This is a genomic window from Allobosea spartocytisi (assembly GCF_014764685.1).
Classification (GTDB): domain Bacteria; phylum Pseudomonadota; class Alphaproteobacteria; order Rhizobiales; family Beijerinckiaceae; genus Allobosea; species Allobosea spartocytisi.
Genome location: NZ_JACXWY010000014.1, coordinates 1 through 19,586, shown reverse-complemented (window position 1 = coordinate 19,586; position 19,586 = coordinate 1). Strand labels below are relative to the sequence as shown.

The following is a 19,586-nucleotide window of genomic DNA, read 5'->3' as shown; positions in this document are numbered from 1 at the left end:
GCCATGCAGACCAACTTCACCTCCGAGCGCCTCGCCTCCGATCCGCGCATGCCGGCCTCGGAGAAGATCCTGCGCACTTGCGTGCATTGCGGCTTCTGCACCGCGACCTGCCCGACCTATCTGCTGCTCGGCGACGAGCTCGATTCCCCGCGCGGCCGCATCTACCTGATCAAGGACATGCTGGAGAACGGCAAGCCGGCCACCGCCGAGGTGGTGCAGCACATCGACCGTTGCCTCTCCTGCCTCTCCTGCATGACGACCTGTCCGTCCGGCGTGAACTACATGCACCTCGTCGACCATGCCCGCGCGCATATCGAGGAGACCTATACGCGCTCCTGGCATGACCGTTTGCTGCGCAAGGTCCTTGCGGCGATCCTGCCCTATCCCGGCCGCTTCCGCGCCGCGATGCTGATGGCCCTGGCGGCCAAGCCGCTCGCTCCGGTGCTCGGCGTTCTCCCGGTCGTCGGCAACCGGCTGAAGGCGATGCTGGCGCTGGCGCCCGCGCGCCTGCCGACGCGCTCGGCGATGGAAGGCCCGCAAAGCTTCCCGCCGCCGGCCGAGCGATCGAAGCGCGTCGCGCTGCTCTCCGGCTGCGCCCAGCCCGTGCTCGACCCCGCCATCAACGAGGCGACGATCCGCCTGCTCAACCGCCATGGCGTCGAGGTCGTGCTTCCGAAGGGCGAGGGCTGCTGCGGCGCTCTCGTCCACCATATGGGGCAGGAGCACGACGCGCTCGCCTTCGCCCGGAAGAACGTCGACGCCTGGACGGCGGAGATCGAGGGCGAGGGGCTCGACGCCATCCTGATCACAGCCTCAGGCTGCGGCACGACGATCAAGGATTACGGCTTCATGTTCCGCAACGAACCGGCTTACGCCGAGAAGGCGGCGAAGGTCTCAGGCTTGGCCAAGGACGTCACCGAGTTCCTGGAGACGCTGGAGCTCGCTCCGGTCCGCGACGTCGCGATGCCGATCGCCTATCACTCCGCCTGCTCGATGCAGCACGGCCAGCAGCTCAAGGACGGGCCGAAGCGCCTGCTCTTGGGCGCCGGCTTCAAGGTCAAGGAGGTGCCGGAAGGGCATATCTGCTGCGGCTCGGCCGGCGTCTACAACATCCTCCAGCCCGAGATCGCGGGGAAGCTGCGCGAGCGCAAGATCGGCAATATCGAGCGGACGAAGCCGATGCTGGTCGCGACCGGCAATATCGGCTGCATGACCCAGCTCGCGAAGGGTTTTGCCGACAAGGGCTCGGGCGTGCCGGTCGTGCATACCGCCGAACTGCTGGATTGGGCGACCGGGGGCCCACTGCCGGAAAAGCTGGCGCGGGCAGGGATCGAGGATCGGCCTTTACGAGAGACGAGGCTCGCGGCTGCGGAATAGCCTTCCTTCTCCCCTTGCGGGAGAAGGTGCCGGTAGGCGGATGAGGGGTCGCGCCGCACTCTCCGTCATTGCGAGAAGCGAAGCGACGAAGCAATCCAGGGGACATTGCGCTCTGCGATACTGGATTGCTTCGCTGCGCTCGCAATGACGGCTGAGGATGGCGCGACCCCCTCATCCGTCTCGGCTTGGCCGAGCCACCTTCTCCCGCAAGGGGAGAAGGGAACGCGCTTGCCCCTCGCGCCCGTACGGTCTAACCCGCCATCCAGCCCCTTTCGTGTACACGAAATCCGTTTTTCCGAGTTCGCCCATGTCCGCCGACAAGACCGCCCCTGCCAAGCTGAAAGCCCGCCAGCCGCGCGGCTTCGTCGATCGTGGCCCGGCCGATGTCGCCGCCACCGAGCGCATGCTCTCCGTCATCCGCGAGCAGTTCGCCCTTTATGGCTTCGATCCAGTCGAGACGCCCTTCGTCGAGTACACCGACGCGCTCGGAAAATTCCTGCCGGATCAGGACCGGCCGAACGAGGGTGTCTTCTCCTTCCAGGACGATGACGAGCAGTGGCTCTCGCTGCGCTACGATCTGACGGCGCCGCTCGCTCGCTATGTCGCCGAGAATTTCGACGCGCTGCCGAAGCCCTATCGCGGCTACCAAGTCGGCTATGTCTTCCGCAACGAGAAGCCGGGCCCCGGCCGCTTCCGTCAGTTCATGCAGTTCGACGCGGATATCGTCGGCTCGGGCACCGTCGCGGGCGATGCCGAGATCTGCATGCTCGCCGCCGATACGATGGAGGCGCTCGGCATCAAGCGCGGCGACTATGTCGTCAAGGTCAACAACCGCAAGGTGCTCGACGGCGTGATGGATGCGGCGGGCATCGACCCCGCTGTGCGCCTCACCGTGCTGCGCGCGATCGACAAGGCCGACAAGTTCCCGCTCGAGGAGGTCCGCAAGCTCCTCGGCGACGGTCGCAAGGATGAGAGCGGCGACTTCACCAAGGGGGCGGGTCTGTCCCCCGCGCAGACGGATCGCATCATTCGCTATCTGGAGCTCGGCCAGAAGCTCGCGGAGCTGGGCAAAGCCAATGCCGAGGACAGCGAAGGTTCTGCCAAGCTCTCGGCCGAGGCTCTCACCGATCTGCGCGGCCTTGTCGAAGATGCCGAGAATGGCCGCGCCGGCATCGGGGAACTGGAGCAGATCCGCGAGTTGATCACGGTGGCCGGCTATCTCGGGCGGATCATTATCGACCCCTCGGTCGTCCGCGGCCTCGAATACTACACCGGCTCGGTCTACGAGGTGGAGCTGACCTTCCCGGTCACCAATGACGACGGCCAAATCGTGCGCTTCGGCTCGGTCGCGGGCGGCGGGCGCTATGACGGGCTGGTCGGCCGCTTCCGGCCCGAGCCCGTGCCGGCAGTCGGCTTCTCGATCGGCGTTTCCAGGCTCTATTCGGCGCTGAAGGCGGTGAAGTCGCCCATCGTCGATAGCAGGAACGGACTGCCTCTCGTCGTCGTCACGGCGATGGACAACAAGTCGCCGGAGTTCATGCCGGGCTATCAGGCGATGGTCGCAGGCTTGCGCCAGGCCAAGGATGCCGAGGGCAAGCCGCTGCTGCGCGCTGACCTCTATCTCGGCTCCTCCGGCTTCAACGCCCAGATGAAATATGCCGACCGGCGCGGCGCGATCTGCGCGGTCATTCAGGGCTCGTCCGAGCGCGAGGCAGGGACCGTCGTCATCAAGGATTTGATCCTCGGCGCCGAACTCGCCGCCGCCAGCCGCGACGTCAAGGATTCCGCCGAGCACAAGGCCAAGCAGGCCGAGGCTCAGTTCGCTGTGCCCGTAGCGGAACTGGTCGAGGGCGTGAAGCGGGTGCTGGCGCGACATTCGTGAGGCACTGAGAACCCTCTCCCTGCGGGAGAGGGTTCCGGTCAGCCCTTCGATTCCCATTCACCCATTTCCCTCAAATCCCTCGAAAATCCTCCGCGCCGCTGCTAGGACGACGCTCGCAACAGGACAGGACGACCCGTGCCCGCAAGCCGCGCCAGCATCGAGACCGTGATCGCGCTCTTCGCGGGCGAGGGCTATGGGCATGCCGAACCCGCGATCCTCCAGCCCGCCGACGTCTTCCTCGACCTGTCGGGCGAGGATATCCGCCGCCGCATCTTCATGACGCAGGATGTCGACGGGCGCGACTGGTGCCTGCGCCCTGAATACACCATCCCCGTCGCGCTCGATCACATCGCCTCGGGCTCGACGGAGCCTGCGGCCTATGGCTATGCCGGCCCGGTCTTCCGCATGCGCGCCGGCGAGCCCGGCGAGTTCCAGCAGGCGGGAATCGAATCCTTCGGCCGTGCCGATTTCACCGCCGCCGATGCCGAGATCATGGGGCTCACCATCGAGGCGACCGCTGCGCTGGGCCTGCAGGCGCCGCGCATCCTGATGGGTGACGTCGCGCTGCTCGGCGCGCTGCTCGACCGGCTGGCCGTGCCCCAAGGCGCACGCCGGCGCCTGGTGCGCGCCATCGTGCAGGGCAGGGGGACGCAGGCCGTCGCGGCGCTCGATCCCCCGCTCGCCGAGGGCGAGGCCGCCCATGCCGGCCTGCTCAAGGCGCTGGAAGGGCAGGATCCCAAGGCCGCCCGTGCCTTCGTCGAGGATGTGCTCTCCATCGCCGGCATCTCGACGGTCGGCGGGCGCAGCGCCGCCGATATCGCCGAGCGCTTCCTCGCCCGCGCCGCCGAACGCGAGAATCCGATCAATGGCGACGTCAAGGCGTTGCTGGCGCAGGTGCTGGGCGTCTCGGGTGATCCCGATACGGCCTCCGCCGCGCTCAGGGCCTTGGCCGATCAGGCCTCGCTCGATCTCGGCCGCGAACTGGACGCCTTCGACGAGCGCACCGGCTTCCTGGCCGCGCGCGGGGTCGATGTCGGCGCCATCGGGTTCTCGGCCGGCTTTGCGCGCAATCTCGACTATTACACCGGCTTCATCTTCGAGCTGCACGATCCCGCGCGTGGCGACGGCAAGCCTGTGGCGGGCGGCGGGCGCTACGACAACCTGCTCGGGCGCCTCGGCGCGAAGCGCGCGATCCCCGCGGTCGGCGCCTCCCTCTGGCTCGACCGTCTGGCGGGAGAGACCCCATGACTCAAGCGCCGCAAGCCAATGACGCTCCTCTCGTCCTCGCCGTCCCCTCCAAGGGCCGGCTGCAGGAGAACGCCACCGCCTTCTTCGGCCGCGCCGGGCTGAAATTCGTCAAGGCCAGCGGCGAGCGCGGCTATCGCGGCACCATCGCAGGCGTCGAGGGGGCGGAGGTCGCCTTCCTCTCCGCCTCGGAAATCGTCGCCCAGCTCGCCTCGGGCGCGGCCCATCTCGGCATCACCGGCGAGGATCTGGTTCGCGAGCAGCTCTCCGATGCCGATGCGGCGGTGGAGATGCTCACGCCGCTCGGCTTCGGCCACGCCAATGTCGTCGTCGCCGTGCCGCAGGCCTGGATCGACGTGCGCAGCATGGCCGATCTCGATGACGTCGCCTCGACCATGCGCGCCCGCCACGGCCGCAAGCTGCGCGTCGCCACCAAATATGTGAACCTGACCCGCCGCTTCTTCGCTGAGCATGGGCTCGCCGATTACCGCATCGTCGAGAGCCTGGGCGCGACGGAAGGCGCCCCTGCCGCCGGCACCGCCGAGATCGTCGTCGACATCACCACGACCGGCGCGACGCTCGCGGCGAATGCGCTCAAGGTGCTGGACGATGGCGTGATGCTCGCATCGGAAGCCAATCTGGTCGCCTCGACGCGCGCGCCCTGGGACGACCGCGCCAGGGCCGCCGCCAGGACGATTCTCTCCCGCATCGCGGCGGAGGAGGAGGCGCGCACGGTCCGCGAAATCCGCGCCAGGTTAGACCTCGATGCGTCGGCGCTGGCTGCGCTGACCGAGCGTTTCGGGGCGCGGCTGCCCTTTGGCGCCCCGGCCGCGGGGGCGCCATTGACCCTGCATTGCCCGGACAAGGCGGTCTTCGCGCTGGTCGAGGAGCTCGACCGCAAGGGTGCGGACGACATCACCGTCACCGCGCCGACCTATGTCTTCCGCCGCGCGAACCGGCTGCTGGAGCGGCTCGACGCCCGGATCTGAACGCATAACCGGCCATCCGGCTGTGCGCTTTCCGGTGCAGCAGCCTTGATCCTGAACCAATTGGCATCTACGCGTTTAACCATGAAGGGGTCCGCGGCCCATTTGATCCTGGATCGAGGCGGCCGCGCGCGTGAATGCAGGTAAGACGAAGATGACTCGACGCCTTGGCCTTGCGGCCGTCCTTGCTGCGCTGGTTGCACCGATGCTGATGCCGGGAGAGGCCGCCGCGCAGCGCCGCCAGCAGATGCCGTCCCGCGAGGAGCTCGGCGGTGGCGGCACGGCGATTCCGCTGCCGCAGCAGGAGAAGACCTTCCCGATCGGCGCGAGCTGGAGCGTCATCGAACTCAACGGCAAGCCGGTCTATGATCGCCGCGCCACCCTGATGATCGACGCAAACCTGCGCGGCACCGGCTTCGGCGGCTGCAATACCTTCTCGGCCTCCGCCTATCCGCTGCGCCAGCAGGCTCTCGCGGTCGGGCCGATCGCGCTGACCAAGCGCTCCTGCGACAAGGGGCTGCTCGATTTCGAGCGCTCCTTCCTCACGACTTTGCGCGCCACCCAGAAATGGGACCTGGTCAATGGTCGCCTGGTGCTCAAGGGCAGCGCCGGCGAATTGGTGCTCAGCCGCACGCTCTGAGTTCTTGAGCCGACAGGCTCGGGCTCAACCGGACCATTCTCCCGACGCCAATCGCCCAGCAACAGCGGACTGAATATGATGTTCAGTCCGCTGTTGCTGGGCTTTGTTCTTGCGTCGGCCTCTCTCAAAACCGCATGCCGCTTCTCGGGCTGACGATCAGGCGACCGGCGCCTTTTCTGTCGGCGTCGGTGTGAAGGTGCCGTCGGCATTGGGCTCCATCGTCACGATGGCATCGTGCATCTCGCGCAGCGTTGCCCGGTGGCCGATCGAGACGATGCGCGTCTCCGGCAATTCCGTGTCGATGGTCGCGTAGATCTCGCCTTCGAGCTTCTCGTCGAGCGAGGCGGTCGCCTCGTCGAGGAAGAGCCAGTCCGGCTTGCTCAGCAGGGCGCGGGCGACCGCCAGCCGCTGCTGCTCGCCGCCCGAGAGACGCTGGCCCCAGAGATCGACCTCGTCGAGCCTGTCGGCGAGATGGCCGAGCTTGACCTTCGCCATGGCGGCGCGGATCGCGGCGTCGTCATAGGCGCCTTCCTCGGCCGGGTAGGCGAGCGCCGCACGTAGCGAGCCCTGCGGCAGATAGGGGCGCTGCGGCAGCAGCATGATCTGCGCATCCGCCGGGATTCCGACCTTGCCGTCGCCGAAGGGCCAGATGCCGGCGATGGCACGGAACAGGGTCGACTTGCCCGAGCCCGAAGGGCCGATCAGCAGGGTCGAGCGCGCCTGGCCGAAATCGAGCCGCTCGAACCGGACGATCGGCTGGCCGTTCGGCAGCGACAGCACCGCCTTGCCGACATGCAGGCCGCCGTCGCGCGACGTCTCGCGGCTCAGCGCCTCCTCGCTGATCGCGCCGTGCTGCGCATCGGCGATCGCTGTCTCGAAGGAGGTCAGGCGGTTGATCGAAGCGAGGTAGGAAGCGATCGAGGAGTAGCTGTTGATGATGAAGGACAGCGCCGTCTGCACCCGGTCGAAGGCGCCCGAGACCTGCTGCAATATGCCGAGCGTGATCGTGCCCGCGAAGAAATACGGTGCCAGGATGATGGTCGGGACGACCACGCTGGCCTGGTTGTAGGAAAAGGTGAAGGCGGTGAGCTTCAGCCGGCGCCAGACCAGCCGGTAGAAGTTCTCGACGATATCGCGGAAGCGCTGGGCGAGGTGGCTGCGCTCCGTCGGCTCGCCGACCATCAGCGCGATCTGCTCGGAATATTCGCGCAGGCGCGCCAGGGAGAAGCGGAAATTAGCTTCCCGCTTCTCCTGCTCGAACTCGAGCCGGATCAGGGGGCGGCCGATGAGGTGGGTCAGCCAGGTCGCCGCCGCCGCATAGAAGAACGCCACCCAGAAGATGTAGCCGGGGACCGCGAAGGAGGTGCCGGGCAGGGTGAAGGCGACGGGGATGTTCCAGAGGATGATCGAGAACGAGACCAGCGTGGAGATCTGCGAGAGCAGAGGCAGTGCGAAATTATAGGTCTGGTTGACGAAGGCTCGCGTGTCTTCGGCGATGCGCTGGTCGGGGTTGTCGACGCTGCCGACCAGGGCGATCCGGTAATGCGTGGCGTGGCTGAGCCAGCGCTCGGTGTATTCGCGCGCCATGAACTGCCGCCAGCGGATCAGGATCGTGTAGTTGGCGAACAGCTCGATCAGATTCGAGACGACCCAGATCGTTGCCCAAGGCACGAACACCCAGAAGATCTGATACCAGAAGCTCGGCGCGTCCTTGTTCTGCAGCGAGTCGAACATGTCGCGGCTGAAGAACGAGATCCTGAGCGAGATGCCGACCTGGAGCTGGTTTATGACGACCAGGAAGACGAGGAGCGCGACGGCGAGCCGTCCGAGCCGGATCTGGTAGGGGCCGATCGGCCAGAGATTGGCGGTGGTCACCTCGTCGGTTTCGAAGAAGGGCGAGGCGAGCCGCGAGATGCGTGCGATCACCGGTACGAAGGAGATCGCGTAGATCAGGACGCCGAAGACGCCGACCGTGGTCGGCAGGCTGGTCGGAATCGCGGGAATGCCCAAGGGCGCCGGCCACAGCCCGGTCTGGGCGAGCAGCGCGGCCGCGCCGAACAGCACATATTCGATGGCGAAGACGCCGGAGAAGATGCGCAGGAAGAACGTCAGCGCCGGGGAGCGGAAGGTCACCACCGCCAACAGCAGGCCGATGACGCCCATGCCGATGATGGCGGCCGATTGGGCCGAAGCGCCGACCGCCAGCGCGGCGGCCGCCATCACGGCGACGAGAATGCTCAACAGACGCATGGGCTGAAATCCTGGCGGGAAACGGTGAAAGCCACGATTCGGACCATGTCGCAGCGCCGATGGCCTTTCAATGGCAACGCGCGCAGATGAGCAAATTGTCATCCGCCGGAGAGGCGAACAACAGCGTGATATTACCCAGCGAGGTGGCTGTTTGCGGCCACCCGGAGCGCTCCAATCGAGAGGTCATCCCGGGTCAAACTGAGGTTGCCTAGGATGACCCGCGCCCCGAAAAAAGGCGAAGCGGACATGACCCGCTTCGCCCTCTGTCTCACTCCGCCGCGACGATCTTGCCGGCGTCCCACTTGTACATGGAGAAGCTCGGCGAGCTCAGATCGCCCGTCTTACCATAGGTCAGCGTGCCGATGGCGGTCTTGATCGGCATGCCCGATTGCAGCGCCTTGGCCGTGCCCGAGGCGTCGGTCGCCTTGCCCGCCTTCTCGATGCCGGCCTTCAGCACCTCGACCGCGGCATAGGCGTTGAGCGTGAAGGCTTCCGGCGGGATGCCCTTCTCCTTCAGCGCGGCGACGGCCTGCGCCGAATCCGGGTTCTTCAGTGCGTCGGTGGCGTTGGTGAACAGCGTGCCGGTGGCGTGGTCACCGCCGATTGCCGCGAACTCGGTGTTGGAGAGACCCTCGCCGCCGATGATCGTCGCCTTGACGTTGGCATCGGCGAGCTGGCGCGAGAGCAGGCCGCCCTCGGGGTGATAGCCGCCGAAATAGATCACCTCGGCGCCGGCCGACTTCAGGCGCGTGATCACGGCCGAGAGGTCCTTCTCGCCCGGCGTCAGCGAGAGATAGGCCACTTCCTTGAGCCCGCCCGCATTGATGCCCTTCTGGAAGTTGTCGGCGAGGCCCTTCCCGTAGGTGCCCTTGTCGTGGACGATGGCGATCTTCTTGTCCTTCAGGGTCTTCAGCACATAGGCGGCGGCGACTTCGGCCTGCTGGTCGTCGCGGCCGCAGGTGCGGAAGACGTTGGTGAGGCCGCGGCTGGTCAGCGCCGGCGAGGTCGCGGTCGGCGTCACCATCAGCACGCCGCTTTCGGCGAGCGCGTCCGAAGTCGCCATCGCGACGCCCGAGGTCACCGGACCGACGACGAACTTCACCTTGTCGCCGACGAGAAGATTGGCGGCCGAGACGCCCTGCTTCGGGTCGCCCGCATCGTCGGCGAGCTTGAGCACGAGCTTTTCGCCGAGCACGCCGCCATTCTTGTTGATGGCGTCGACGGCGGCCTGGGCGCCGTTCTTGACCTGCTCGCCATAGGCGGCGACGGGGCCGGTCAGCGGCGCGATCAGGCCGATGGTGATGTCGGCGCGAGCGATCTGCGACGCCAGCAGCGTGGCGGTGAAAGCGACGCCTGTGAGGAATTTGGAGGTCTTCATGGGCCTCTCCCGATCGGTTTTTGCATGTTCGCGCATCCGTTGCGGAGGCGCTTGCCGCTTTTATAGGCGAGGAGAGGGGATGATGACATCTCATCGGCTCCCAAGCGGGCCGCTTGGGACGCATGGCCGCAGGGGAGCGTCGGCTCCCTCGCTTGCTGCTTTGGAAAATCACGCAAACGAAAAAGGCCCGGCTTGCGCCGGGCCTTCTCGATAGCTTGCGAGAAGCTGGACTTCCTCAGAAGTCCATGCCGCCACCGAAGCCGGGCTTGCCCGGCTTCGGCACTTTGACGCTTTGGGCGTCTGGACTTCCTCAGAAGTCCATGCCGCCCATGCCGCCGCCGCCCATCGGGGGCATCGGAGCTTCCTTCTTCGGCAGGTCGGCGACCATCGCCTCGGTGGTGATCAGCAGGCCCGCGATCGAAGCCGCGTCCTGGATCGCCGTGCGCACGACCTTGGTCGGGTCGATGATGCCGGCCTTGACCAGATCGCCGTATTCGCCGGTCTGGGCGTTGTAGCCGTAGGTGTAGTCCTTCGACTCGAGCAGCTTGCCGATCACGACGGCGCCGTCATCGCCGGCGTTGTCGACGATCTGGCGGGCCGGGGCCATGATCGCCTTGCGGACGATCTCGACGCCGGTCTTCTGGTCGTCGTTGACGGTCTTGATCGACTTGACGGCCTGGAGCGAACGCAGCAGGGCGACGCCGCCGCCCGGCAGGATGCCTTCTTCCACCGCGGCGCGGGTGGCGTTCAGGGCATCGTCGACGCGGTCCTTCTTCTCCTTGACCTCGACCTCGGTCGCGCCGCCGACGCGGATGACCGCGACGCCGCCGGCGAGCTTGGCCAGACGCTCCTGGAGCTTCTCACGGTCGTAGTCCGAGGTGGTCTCCTCGATCTGGGCCTTGATCTGGCCGACGCGAGCCTCGATGTCCTTCTTCTTGCCGGCGCCGTCGATGATCGTGGTGTTCTCCTTCTCGATGCGCACCTTCTTGGCGCGGCCGAGCATCTGGAGGGTCACGGTCTCGAGCTTGATGCCGAGGTCTTCCGAGATCATCTGACCGGCGGTCAGGATCGAGATGTCCTCGAGCATGGCCTTGCGGCGATCACCGAAGCCCGGAGCCTTGACGGCCGCGACCTTCAGGCCGCCACGGAGCTTGTTGACGACGAGCGTGGCCAGGGCCTCGCCCTCGACGTCCTCGGCGATGATGAGCAGCGGCTTGCCGGTCTGCACGACGGCCTCGAGGATCGGCAGCATCGCCTGGAGCGAGGACAGCTTCTTCTCGAAGATCAGGACGTAGGGGTCGTCCAGCTCCGCGATCATCTTCTCGGAGTTGGTGATGAAGTACGGCGAGAGATAGCCGCGGTCGAACTGCATGCCCTCGACGACGTCGAGCTCGGTCTCGGCGGTCTTGGCTTCCTCGACGGTGATGACACCCTCGTTGCCGACCTTCTGCATCGCGGTCGAGATCATCTTGCCGACCGACTCGTCGCCGTTCGCCGAGATGGTGCCGACCTGCGCGACTTCCGCGTTGGACGTGACCTTCTTGGAGTTCTTCTTGAGGTCGGCGACGATGGCCTCGACGGCCAGGTCGATGCCGCGCTTCAGGTCCATCGGGTTCATGCCGGCCGCAACCGACTTGGCGCCTTCACGGACGATCGCCTGGGCGAGAACCGTGGCGGTGGTGGTGCCGTCGCCGGCATGGTCGTTCTGGCGCGAAGCGACTTCGCGGACCATCTGGGCGCCCATGTTCTCGAACTTGTCGGAAAGCTCGATCTCCTTGGCGACGGTGACGCCGTCCTTGGTGATGCGCGGCGCGCCGAACGACTTCTCGATCACGACGTTGCGGCCCTTGGGACCGAGCGTGACCTTCACGGCGTTGGCGAGGATATCCACGCCGCGCAGCATCTTGTCGCGGGCTTCAGTGCCGAATTTGACGTCTTTGGCAGCCATGAGAGCTACTCCTTGAACTTGAAACGGAAGAGAGCGGTCAGGCGGCTATCAGCCGACGACGCCCATGATGTCGGATTCCTTCATGATCAGGAGGTCCTGACCATCGATCTTGACCTCGGTGCCCGACCACTTGCCGAACAGGACGCGGTCGCCCTTCTTGACGTCGAGCGGAACGAGCTTGCCGGCCTCATCGCGCGCGCCGGAACCGACGGCGATGACCTCGCCCTCCTGGGGCTTTTCCTTGGCGGTCTCGGGGATGATGATGCCACCCTTGGTCTTCTCTTCGCCATCCAGGCGACGGACCACGACGCGGTCATGCAAAGGACGGAACTTCATGGTTCTGTCTTCCTCTCGGTCTTATTCGTTTCGGGCGCCGCTGATGGGCTCCCGGGGGAGGCTGTTAGCAGTCACCTGTTGGGAGTGCTAACAGATAGCGCGGAGATAGGCGCGGGTGTCCGGAGAGTCAAGAAAGCCGCGAGCGATAAAGTGAACGCTCCGGACGCAGCCCTTAGCCTTCCGGCTGCGGTAAAGGGCAGAACACGTTAAGATGGCGACATGACGACATCCGCGACCCCTCCCGCGCCCGACCCCCGTCTCGATGAGATCGCCCGCTCCTGCGTGGCGCTGCACATCCGCATGACGGCGCGCGCCGTCACCCGCGCCTATGACGAGGCGATGCGGCCGAGCGGGCTGAAGATCACCCAGTTCGTGCTGCTCTCGGCGCTGAGCACCGGGCAATGGAAGTCGGTCACCGAATTGGCCGAGCGCTTCGCGCTGGAGCGGACGTCGCTGACCCGCAATCTCCAGCTTCTGGCGGCCGAGGGCATGGTCGAGCCGGTCGAGTGCCGCGGCCGCGCCTCCGTCTATGCGGTGACGGAGAAGGGCCGGGCTGCGATCGCGGCGGCGATCCCGTTCTGGCGGGCGGCGCAGGACAAGATCGAGGGCGGCTTCGGCGAAGAGCGCTGGCGCGAGACCCGCGACGGGCTGAAGGCGCTGCGCCGCGCGGCACGCGAGACACGCTAAGAACCTTGCCTGAAAAATACGGCACTCCTCAGGATGAGGGCTTTAGAACACGTCTCCCGCTTTTCGCGGCATGATCTCCGGCGGCCCGGTTGACGGTACAGTCAGGCTCTCTCTATCGTGCAGATACACGATTGGAGAAGCGGCCATGGATCGAACCTTCGGAGTGGTGTCCCGCGAAGTGCTGACCGCCGGCGACGGCCTGAGCTTCCTGCGCGGCATCATCGATGGCTCGCAGCCGGCCCCGCCCTTCGCGCAGACCATGGATTTCGACCTGGTCGAGGCGGATGAGGGCCGGGTCGTCTTCGTCGGCCGGCCGTCGCCGCGCTTCTTCAACCCGCTCGGCACGATCCATGGCGGCTGGACGGCGACGATCCTCGATTCCGCCATGGCCTGCGCCGCGCATGCGACGCTGAAGCCGGGCGAGGGCTACACCACGCTGGAGATGAAGCTGAACTATGTCCGCCCGGTCATGCCGGAGAGCGGCACGGTCCGCTGCGAGGGCAAGCTGATCCATCGCGGCGGCACGGTCATCACGACCGAGGGCAAGCTCGTCGACGAGCGCGGCAAGCTGCTCGCGCATGGCACCGAGACCTGCGTCGTATTCCCGGCGAGGCCTAGCGCCGGCTGACTGCCACCGCTCCCGCTACGATCAGCACCGCCCCGGCATAGGTCGTGTAGAGCGGCACCTCGCCGAAGAGGTGGAAGCCGAGCAGGCTCGCCCAGATCAGCGCGGTGTATTCGATCGCCGCGAGCTTCGAGGCCGCCGCCCGGGCATAGGCCGAGGTCAGCGTCAGATGACCGGCGACGCCGAGGATGCCGGCGCCGAGATAGATCGCGAGGTCGATCGCCGCCATCGGCACGAAGACGGTTGCCGCCGGGATGGCGAGGCAGAGAGCAGGGCCGACATTCTGGAAGGCGACGATCACCGTCGGGTGCTCGCGCATCGCGATGCGCCTGAGCAGGATGAGGTTGAAGGCATAGCTCACGGCCGAGAACAGGGCGGCGGCGACGCCGAGCCCCGCGCCACTGACATGGCCCTGCAGCCGCGGCCAGACCATCACCAGCATGCCCGCGAGGCCGAAGGCGAGCGCCTGCAGCACGCGCTTGTCGATCTTCTCCTTGAGCAGAAGCCCGCCCAGCAGCGCGACGAAGACCGGGGCGAGGAAGGAGAGCGTCAGCGCCTCGGCCAGCGGCAGCACCGAGACCGAATAGAAGAAGCTGCCGGCGGTGAGCACCACCAGCGGGATGCGGGCGAGATTGCCGATCAGGCTGTCGCGCGTCGGCCTCGCGGGCCGGGCGATCGCCAGGACGACGAGCGCGCAGAGCCCGCCCATGGCGAAGCGCATGAACAGCGCCAGCACGAAGGGATGCTTGTGCATCTGCCCCTTCAGCACCGCGTCCATGGCGGTGAGCAGGGCGATGCCCAGGGCGGCGCGCAGCGCCGTCGACCAGGTCATGACACGCAGCTGAGCGGCTTGCGGAAATGATATTCCCAGGTGGCGGAGACGTCTGCGAGATAGCGCTCGCCCGGCCAGCGCCGGAAACCGAGCTTCTCGTAGAACCGGTGGCCGCGCGCGAAGCGCGTGTCAGACCACAGCATCATCTCGGCAAAGTTGCCTGCCTTGGCGAAAGCCAGCGCCTCCGAGAAAAGCGCCTGCGCCAGCCCGGTGCCGCGAAAGGCCGGGTCGGCATAGACCTTGGTGAGCTCGACGGCGTTCTGCTCGGGCAGCGGCGTGGCGCCGAGCGAGCCGGCGATGCCGCCATCCGGCGCGTCGACGATCCAGAGCTTGCCGCCCTTGTTGGCGAAGGCCGTCGCCGGCTGCCGCAACTCCGGGAATTCCTCCCAGACGAAATGGCAGTTCGGATATTCGGCGAAGCTCGCCGCGATCAGCGTGGCGAGAGGCTCGGAATCGGTGTCGCGGGCAAGGCGGATCGGCGGGAGCGCGGTCATGACGACGGCTCTAGGGATAAACCGGTATCGCGCCTAGAGGGGCCGCCGCATTCCGCCATGCCGCTATCGCATCAGGGCGAGCGCAGCATCGGCGGTGAGCTTCAGCGCGGCGACTGCGAGCAGGGCGTAGCACCAGAGGAACAGGGCCTTCTGCTCGAGCCGATCATGCAGCACGCGCCCGAGCCAGATCCCGATCGGCACGGCGGGAGCCAGCGCCAGCGCGCCCCAGAGCGCCTCGGTATGTTTCAGGCCGAGGCTGAAATAGGGCGGCAGCTTTAGCCAGTTGCCGAGGGTGAAGATCGCCACCGTCGTGCCGACGAACAGGGTTTTCGGCAGGCCGCGGGCGAGCAGATACATCGCGACGGGTGGCCCGCCGGCATGGGCGACGAAGGTGGTGAAGCCGGAGGCCGTGCCCGCGGCGAGGGCCAGCACCGGTGAAACCGGGCGGTTGCCGGGCGGGGCGAGGCGCCCCCTCAGGAACCAATGCGCGGTGAACAGCAACGTCACGACGCCGATCATCAGGTTGACGATGCGCGGGTCGATCCGGATGAAGACGAGATAGCCAAGCCCGATGCCGAGGACGAGGCCCGGCAGCAACCAGACCAGGTCGGGCTTCGACCAGGTGTCGCGCCCGAAGCGTTGTAGCGCCATCAGGTCCATCAGCGAGACCAGCATCGAGACCATGATCGCGGCGTTCTGCGGTGTGGTGACCATCGCCAGCAGCGGAATGCCGAGGATGGCGAGACCGCCGCCGAAGGCGCTCTTGCCGATGGCGATGATCAGCGTCGTCACCCAGCCGACGAGATAGAAGGACAGCGGCTCAGGCATCAGGCCCCCGACCTCGCCCGAGACGCGGCCACAACCCGGCTCCTTCCGCTTGGAAAACCATCCGCGCCCCGCTACGCCATGTTTCGCTGAGCTTCCCGACTTGTCGGCGAGTCGCAAGGGCGTTGGCCGCATGGGCGTCGCGAGGGAAAACAAGGGGATGACCGAGACGCGATGACCGTCCTGCTGCCCTTCCTCGTCAACGCGGTGCTGAATTTCGCTCTCGGCCTGCTGATCGCGCTGTTCCTCGGCCCCGAGGCTTTTGGCCTCTATGCGATCGGCGCGGCGCTGGTCGTCCTCGTCAACACGGCGGCGCTCGACTGGTTGAAGCTCTCGGCCGTGCGCTTCTACACGGCGCAGACCCGCGCGAGCGATCCCGGCATCCGCTCCACGCTGGACCTGCTTTTTGCGGGTGCCGCACTGGCGCTGTGCGGATTGCTCGGGATCGTGCTGCTGGCGGGCTTCGATGGTGGCGTGCCGGTGGCCCTGCTCGTCGCTGCCGTCCTGGCCGGGATCGGCGCTGGCTGGTTCGACTATCACGGCGCCATCGCGCGGGCGCGTTTCCTCGATGCTGCCTATGGCCGCCTGATCGCCGTGCGCGCCGCCATCGTGCTCGTCCTGATGGTCGGCGGCGCCTGGCTGACGCGCGATCCGGTGGTCGTGCTGCTTGCGGGGCTTGCGGGGACCATCGCCTCGGTGCTCAGCGTGCGCGGCCGGCTCTCCGACGGGCCGCTCGCCATCGCCGGGGCGCGCATGGATCTGGCACGCGCCTTCCTGCGCTACGGCCTGCCGCTCGTCGCCGGAAATGCGGTCTATTCGCTGATCCCGCTTGCCAATCGCAGCCTGCTGGCCGAGGCGCACGGCCTCACGGAGTCCGGCTATTTCTCGCTCGCCTCCGATATCGGCCTCAGGCTTTTCCCGATGCTGGCGTCGATGCTCGAGATCGTGCTGTTGCGCGAGGTGATCCGCCTCGACGAGACGCGCGGGCGCAACGCCGCCCAGAAGCGGATCGCCGGCAACATGGTGCTCGTCCTGGCCGTGGTCCTGCCCGCCGCGCTCGGCTTCTGGCTCGTGCTGCCGGCCTTCGAGGCGCTTTTCGTCCCGGCGACGTTCCGCGGCCATTTCGCGGGCTACATGGCGTTGCTGCTGCCGGGCTTCGCCGCCATCGCCCTGTTCCAGGCGGCGATCTATCCGGTTTTCCTGCTCCAGAAGCGAACCCTGATCGCGGCGATCGTCGCGCTCGCGGGGCTCGCGGTGAATCTCGCCCTCGTCTCCGGCCTGCTCGGCACCGCGTCGCCCTCGCGCTTTGCCATCGCGCAGAGCGCGGGATTCCTGGTCGTGCTGCTGGTGACGGCTCTCGTCGCCTTGCGCTCCCTGCCGAAAGCGCCGCCGCCGCGCGATATCGCCTGCGTCCTGTTCGCGGGAGCCGTCATGGCGCTGGCGATCTGGCCGCTGCGGAACCAATTGCCGCCGGTGCTCGAACTCATCCTCCAGATCGGGCTGGGTGGGCTCGTCTACGCTGCCATCATCCTCGCCTGCGACGTCGCCCGCTGGCGCACCGGGCTCAGGTTGCGCTGGCTTGCCCGCAAGACGCGGCCTCCGCGCGGTTCTGCCTGACCTGCACGCGGAAAGCTTTCCTTCACCCTGTCTCTTGGCAAGGCACTAAGGTTAATTCCGCGAATTCGCGCCTTTCGGCCCTGTTTCAGGCCGAAAGAGTCAACGATTCACCATTCCTTCGAGACCGTTCCGCAGGCTTTCGGGCAAGTCTTTCCGTTGAGAGAGTTGTGTCATGCGTCGAGCGTTCATCCTCTCCTGTCTGGCTGTCGCCGGCAGTCTGGCCGTGGCCGATCCCGCCGCCGCGCAAGGATATGGCTATCGCGGCCCCGACGATCCGATGCTGCAGGCGCAGCGCGGCCGCTCGAACTATGGCGGCGGCTTCATCGAGATGCTGATGACCGGCCGCGATCCGACGCCCGCGAGCCGTGGCGGCGCGGTCTATAACCGGCCGGGCGGCTATGCCTATGGCCAGGCGATGCAGGCGCCCGCCGGCTACGGCGCCGATCCCTTCGCGGAAACGCGCCGCCCGCAGCCCGGGCGGCAGGTCGCGGCCTTGGGCCAGCCGGTCGAGCCGCAGGCCGGCATCCCCTATGTCGTCGAGCCGCGTTTCCGGAAGCAGGAGGTCGCCTATGACGGGCCGCATCGGCCCGGCACCGTGATCGTCGACACGCCGAACCGCTTCCTTTTCCTGGTTCAGCCCGGCGGCCGGGCGCTGCGCTACGGCATCGGCGTCGGGCGTCCCGGCTTCTCCTGGGCCGGCACCAAGACGGTGACGCGAAAGGCCGAATGGCCGAGCTGGACGCCGCCGGCCGAGATGATCAAGCGCCGGCCCGACCTGCCGCGTTTCATGGCGGGCGGCCCCGAGAACCCGCTCGGCGCTCGCGCCCTCTATCTTGGCTCGACGCTCTACCGCATCCACGGCACCAACGAGCCGAACACCATCGGCCACGAGGTCTCCTCGGGCTGCATCCGCATGACCAATGACGACGTCATCGACCTCTACGGCAAGGTCGGCGTCGGCGCGAAGGTCGTCGTGATCTGAGGGCGACGGCCCTCAGGAACTGCCGATCAGGATGCCGACGGCCAGCACGGCGAGGCCGCCGAGGATGATCTGGACGATCGCGGAGGCGAAGGGCGTTTCCATGTAGCGGAAGCGCACCCAGGCGATGATGACGAGCTCGCAGGCGACGACGACGCCGGCGATGGCCGTCGCCAGCCAGAAATCCGGGATGAGATAGGGCAGGGTATGCCCGAGCCCGCCGATGGCGGTGGCAATGCCGCAGGCGGCGCCGCGCACCCAGGGGTGGCCGCGACCCGTGACCACGCCGTCGTCGGAGAGCGCTTCCGTCAGCCCCATGCTGATGCCGGCGCCGATGGAGGCGGCGAGGCCGACGACGAAGGCGTTCCAGGAATCATGTGTCGCGAAGGCGGCGGCGAAGATCGGCGCCAGCGTCGAGATCGAGCCGTCGATCAGTCCGGCCAGCGCCGGCTGGACGATCTGCAGGACGAAGAGGCGCTTGCGCGTCTCCTCCTCCTCATCGGCCGCGCCCGAGCTCTTGAGCTCGTCGTCGAGCCGTTCCGCCATCTTCTCATGGCCGCGCTCGGCCTCCGCCAGATCGGCTAGCAGCTTCCGCGTGCCGGTGTCATGCGCCCGCTCGGCGGCGCGCGCATAGAAGCGGCTGGCCTCGACCTCCATCACGGCGGCGTGGCGACGCGCCGCCTCGAGCTGCAGGTCCTCATGCAGCCAGATGGGATTGCGCTTGAGGAAGCCTTTGACGTCCTGCCGCGTGATCAGCGGCAATTCGGTGCCGAACCGGCTCTCATACTGCGCCAGGAGCTGGTGGCGATGGCCGCTCTCCTCGGCTGCCATTTCCTCGAACATCGCGGCGGAGTGGGGATAGTTGGCCCGCAGCCTCTGCGCGAAGGTCAGATAGATTCGCGCGTCCTCCTCCTCGCTGGCGACGGCGAGGGCAAGGAGTTCGGCTTCGTCGAGATCGTCGAGGCGCTTCATGGCGGATCCATAGATTAGAATTATTCTAACCTATCCTCGGCGCATCGGCTTGTGAAGCCCTTCGGCAGCAAAAAGCCCGCCTCCTGGAGGCGGGCTTTAAGGTCGTTCAGGGAGCTGTCAGACCCAGCTGTCGTCGTCCGAGTTGCCGCCGTCGTCGTAACCCGGATCGTCGTCGTCATCCGCCTGGTCGTAATTTGCCTGGCTGACATCCTGTCTGTCGGCAGTGCTGTCGGTGCGCGCCTGGTCGTCCGCGCCGCGATCATAGGCGGACTGGTCGGCTGCCCCCTGCTCGTAGGCGGATTGCTGGGCGTTCGTGCCGCTCGAGCCCGAGCCGAAGTTGCTCACCGAGCTGGCGAGACCGCTTGCCGCGGCGCCGTGACCGCTGAAAGCGTTGGTCAGGACATTGCCGAGCACGAGGCCGCCGGCCACGCCCGCCGCGGTCGTCAGCGCGCTGGCCATGAAGCCGCCGCCACGTGCGGCCGGCTGCTGGGGCTGGTTGCTCCAGGGGCCGGG

18 protein-coding genes are annotated in these 19,586 nt (G+C 67.1%); 9 read left to right on the top strand and 9 right to left on the bottom strand.

The genetic code is table 11. From position 1 onward, the window contains the following. Nucleotides 1-3 precede the first annotated feature (3 nt). The 5 genes from glcF (at nt 4) to IED13_RS19580 (ending at nt 6,130) form a co-directional block, all read left to right on the top strand. Complete coding sequence (glcF, locus tag IED13_RS19600) at nt 4-1,377, top strand: glycolate oxidase subunit GlcF (RefSeq protein ID WP_191125181.1); 1,374 nt, start codon at nt 4-6, stop codon at nt 1,375-1,377. Between the two features lie 307 nt (nt 1,378-1,684). Continuing rightward, the gene (gene hisS / locus IED13_RS19595; RefSeq protein ID WP_142020230.1) at nt 1,685-3,259 is read left to right on the top strand and encodes a histidine--tRNA ligase; all 1,575 of its coding nucleotides are present in this window, start codon (nt 1,685-1,687) and stop codon (nt 3,257-3,259) included. 135 nt (nt 3,260-3,394) lie between these two features. After that, nucleotides 3,395-4,507 (top strand): ATP phosphoribosyltransferase regulatory subunit, encoded by a 1,113-nt coding sequence (locus IED13_RS19590; RefSeq protein ID WP_191125180.1) that lies wholly within the window; start codon nt 3,395-3,397, stop codon nt 4,505-4,507. Beyond that, nucleotides 4,504-5,493, top strand: a complete 990-nt coding sequence (gene hisG / locus IED13_RS19585) for an ATP phosphoribosyltransferase (RefSeq protein WP_191125179.1) — start codon at nt 4,504-4,506, stop codon at nt 5,491-5,493. Before IED13_RS19590 ends, hisG begins: the two co-directional genes overlap by 4 nt. A gap of 151 nt (nt 5,494-5,644) precedes the next feature. After that, the gene (locus tag IED13_RS19580) at nt 5,645-6,130 is read left to right on the top strand and encodes an META domain-containing protein (protein ID WP_038361233.1); all 486 of its coding nucleotides are present in this window, start codon (nt 5,645-5,647) and stop codon (nt 6,128-6,130) included. A gap of 156 nt (nt 6,131-6,286) precedes the next feature. Here the strand turns inward: IED13_RS19580 and IED13_RS19575 are convergent, their stop codons facing one another. The 4 genes from IED13_RS19575 to groES all read right to left on the bottom strand — a co-directional run bounded on the left by IED13_RS19575 (nt 6,287) and on the right by groES (nt 12,042). Further along, nucleotides 6,287-8,380 carry an ABC transporter ATP-binding protein/permease gene (locus tag IED13_RS19575; RefSeq protein ID WP_191125178.1) on the bottom strand — a complete coding sequence of 698 codons (2,094 nt, stop codon included), beginning with the start codon at nt 8,378-8,380 and terminating at the stop codon, nt 6,287-6,289. 268 nt (nt 8,381-8,648) lie between these two features. After that, on the bottom strand, nt 8,649-9,758 hold the full coding sequence (locus tag IED13_RS19570; RefSeq protein ID WP_112763356.1) for a branched-chain amino acid ABC transporter substrate-binding protein: 1,110 nt from the start codon (nt 9,756-9,758) through the stop codon (nt 8,649-8,651). 310 nt (nt 9,759-10,068) lie between these two features. Continuing rightward, nucleotides 10,069-11,706, bottom strand: a complete 1,638-nt coding sequence (gene groL / locus IED13_RS19565) for a chaperonin GroEL (protein WP_038361239.1) — start codon at nt 11,704-11,706, stop codon at nt 10,069-10,071. A 48-nt stretch (nt 11,707-11,754) separates the two neighbouring features. After that, nucleotides 11,755-12,042 (bottom strand): co-chaperone GroES, encoded by a 288-nt coding sequence (gene groES, locus IED13_RS19560; RefSeq protein WP_038361241.1) that lies wholly within the window; start codon nt 12,040-12,042, stop codon nt 11,755-11,757. Between the two features lie 219 nt (nt 12,043-12,261). Here groES and IED13_RS19555 point away from each other — a divergent pair, with 219 nt between their 5' ends. Both IED13_RS19555 and IED13_RS19550 read left to right on the top strand, forming a co-directional pair. Next, nucleotides 12,262-12,729, top strand: a complete 468-nt coding sequence (locus IED13_RS19555; RefSeq protein WP_162720090.1) for a MarR family winged helix-turn-helix transcriptional regulator — start codon at nt 12,262-12,264, stop codon at nt 12,727-12,729. A gap of 145 nt (nt 12,730-12,874) precedes the next feature. Continuing rightward, the gene (locus IED13_RS19550; RefSeq protein ID WP_038361243.1) at nt 12,875-13,357 is read left to right on the top strand and encodes a PaaI family thioesterase; all 483 of its coding nucleotides are present in this window, start codon (nt 12,875-12,877) and stop codon (nt 13,355-13,357) included. Here the strand turns inward: IED13_RS19550 and IED13_RS19545 are convergent. The 3 genes from IED13_RS19545 to IED13_RS19535 all read right to left on the bottom strand — a co-directional run bounded on the left by IED13_RS19545 (nt 13,344) and on the right by IED13_RS19535 (nt 15,508). After that, a complete protein-coding gene (locus IED13_RS19545) occupies nt 13,344-14,186 on the bottom strand; it encodes a DMT family transporter (RefSeq protein WP_038361245.1) in 843 nt (280 codons plus the stop codon). The two genes, IED13_RS19550 and IED13_RS19545, sit on opposite strands and share 14 nt — an antisense overlap. Further along, a complete protein-coding gene (locus IED13_RS19540; RefSeq protein ID WP_191125177.1) occupies nt 14,183-14,680 on the bottom strand; it encodes a GNAT family N-acetyltransferase in 498 nt (165 codons plus the stop codon). The genes IED13_RS19545 and IED13_RS19540 overlap by 4 nt, the downstream gene beginning before the upstream one ends. A 63-nt stretch (nt 14,681-14,743) precedes the next feature. Next, nucleotides 14,744-15,508 (bottom strand): sulfite exporter TauE/SafE family protein, encoded by a 765-nt coding sequence (locus IED13_RS19535; protein WP_191125176.1) that lies wholly within the window; start codon nt 15,506-15,508, stop codon nt 14,744-14,746. A gap of 171 nt (nt 15,509-15,679) precedes the next feature. On the opposite strand from IED13_RS19535, the gene IED13_RS19530 reads away from it, so the two are divergent. Next, complete coding sequence (locus IED13_RS19530; RefSeq protein ID WP_191125175.1) at nt 15,680-17,122, top strand: lipopolysaccharide biosynthesis protein; 1,443 nt, start codon at nt 15,680-15,682, stop codon at nt 17,120-17,122. Between the two features lie 172 nt (nt 17,123-17,294). Beyond that, a complete protein-coding gene (locus IED13_RS19525; RefSeq protein ID WP_112763361.1) occupies nt 17,295-18,104 on the top strand; it encodes a L,D-transpeptidase in 810 nt (269 codons plus the stop codon). A 12-nt stretch (nt 18,105-18,116) separates the two neighbouring features. Here IED13_RS19525 and mbfA read toward each other — a convergent pair whose 3' ends face one another. Beyond that, the gene (gene mbfA, locus IED13_RS19520) at nt 18,117-19,073 is read right to left on the bottom strand and encodes an iron exporter MbfA (protein ID WP_038361255.1); all 957 of its coding nucleotides are present in this window, start codon (nt 19,071-19,073) and stop codon (nt 18,117-18,119) included. 117 nt (nt 19,074-19,190) lie between these two features. After that, nucleotides 19,191-19,586: DUF2076 family protein (locus IED13_RS19515; protein WP_210323687.1), on the bottom strand; the 396-nt coding region annotated here is incomplete at its 5' end.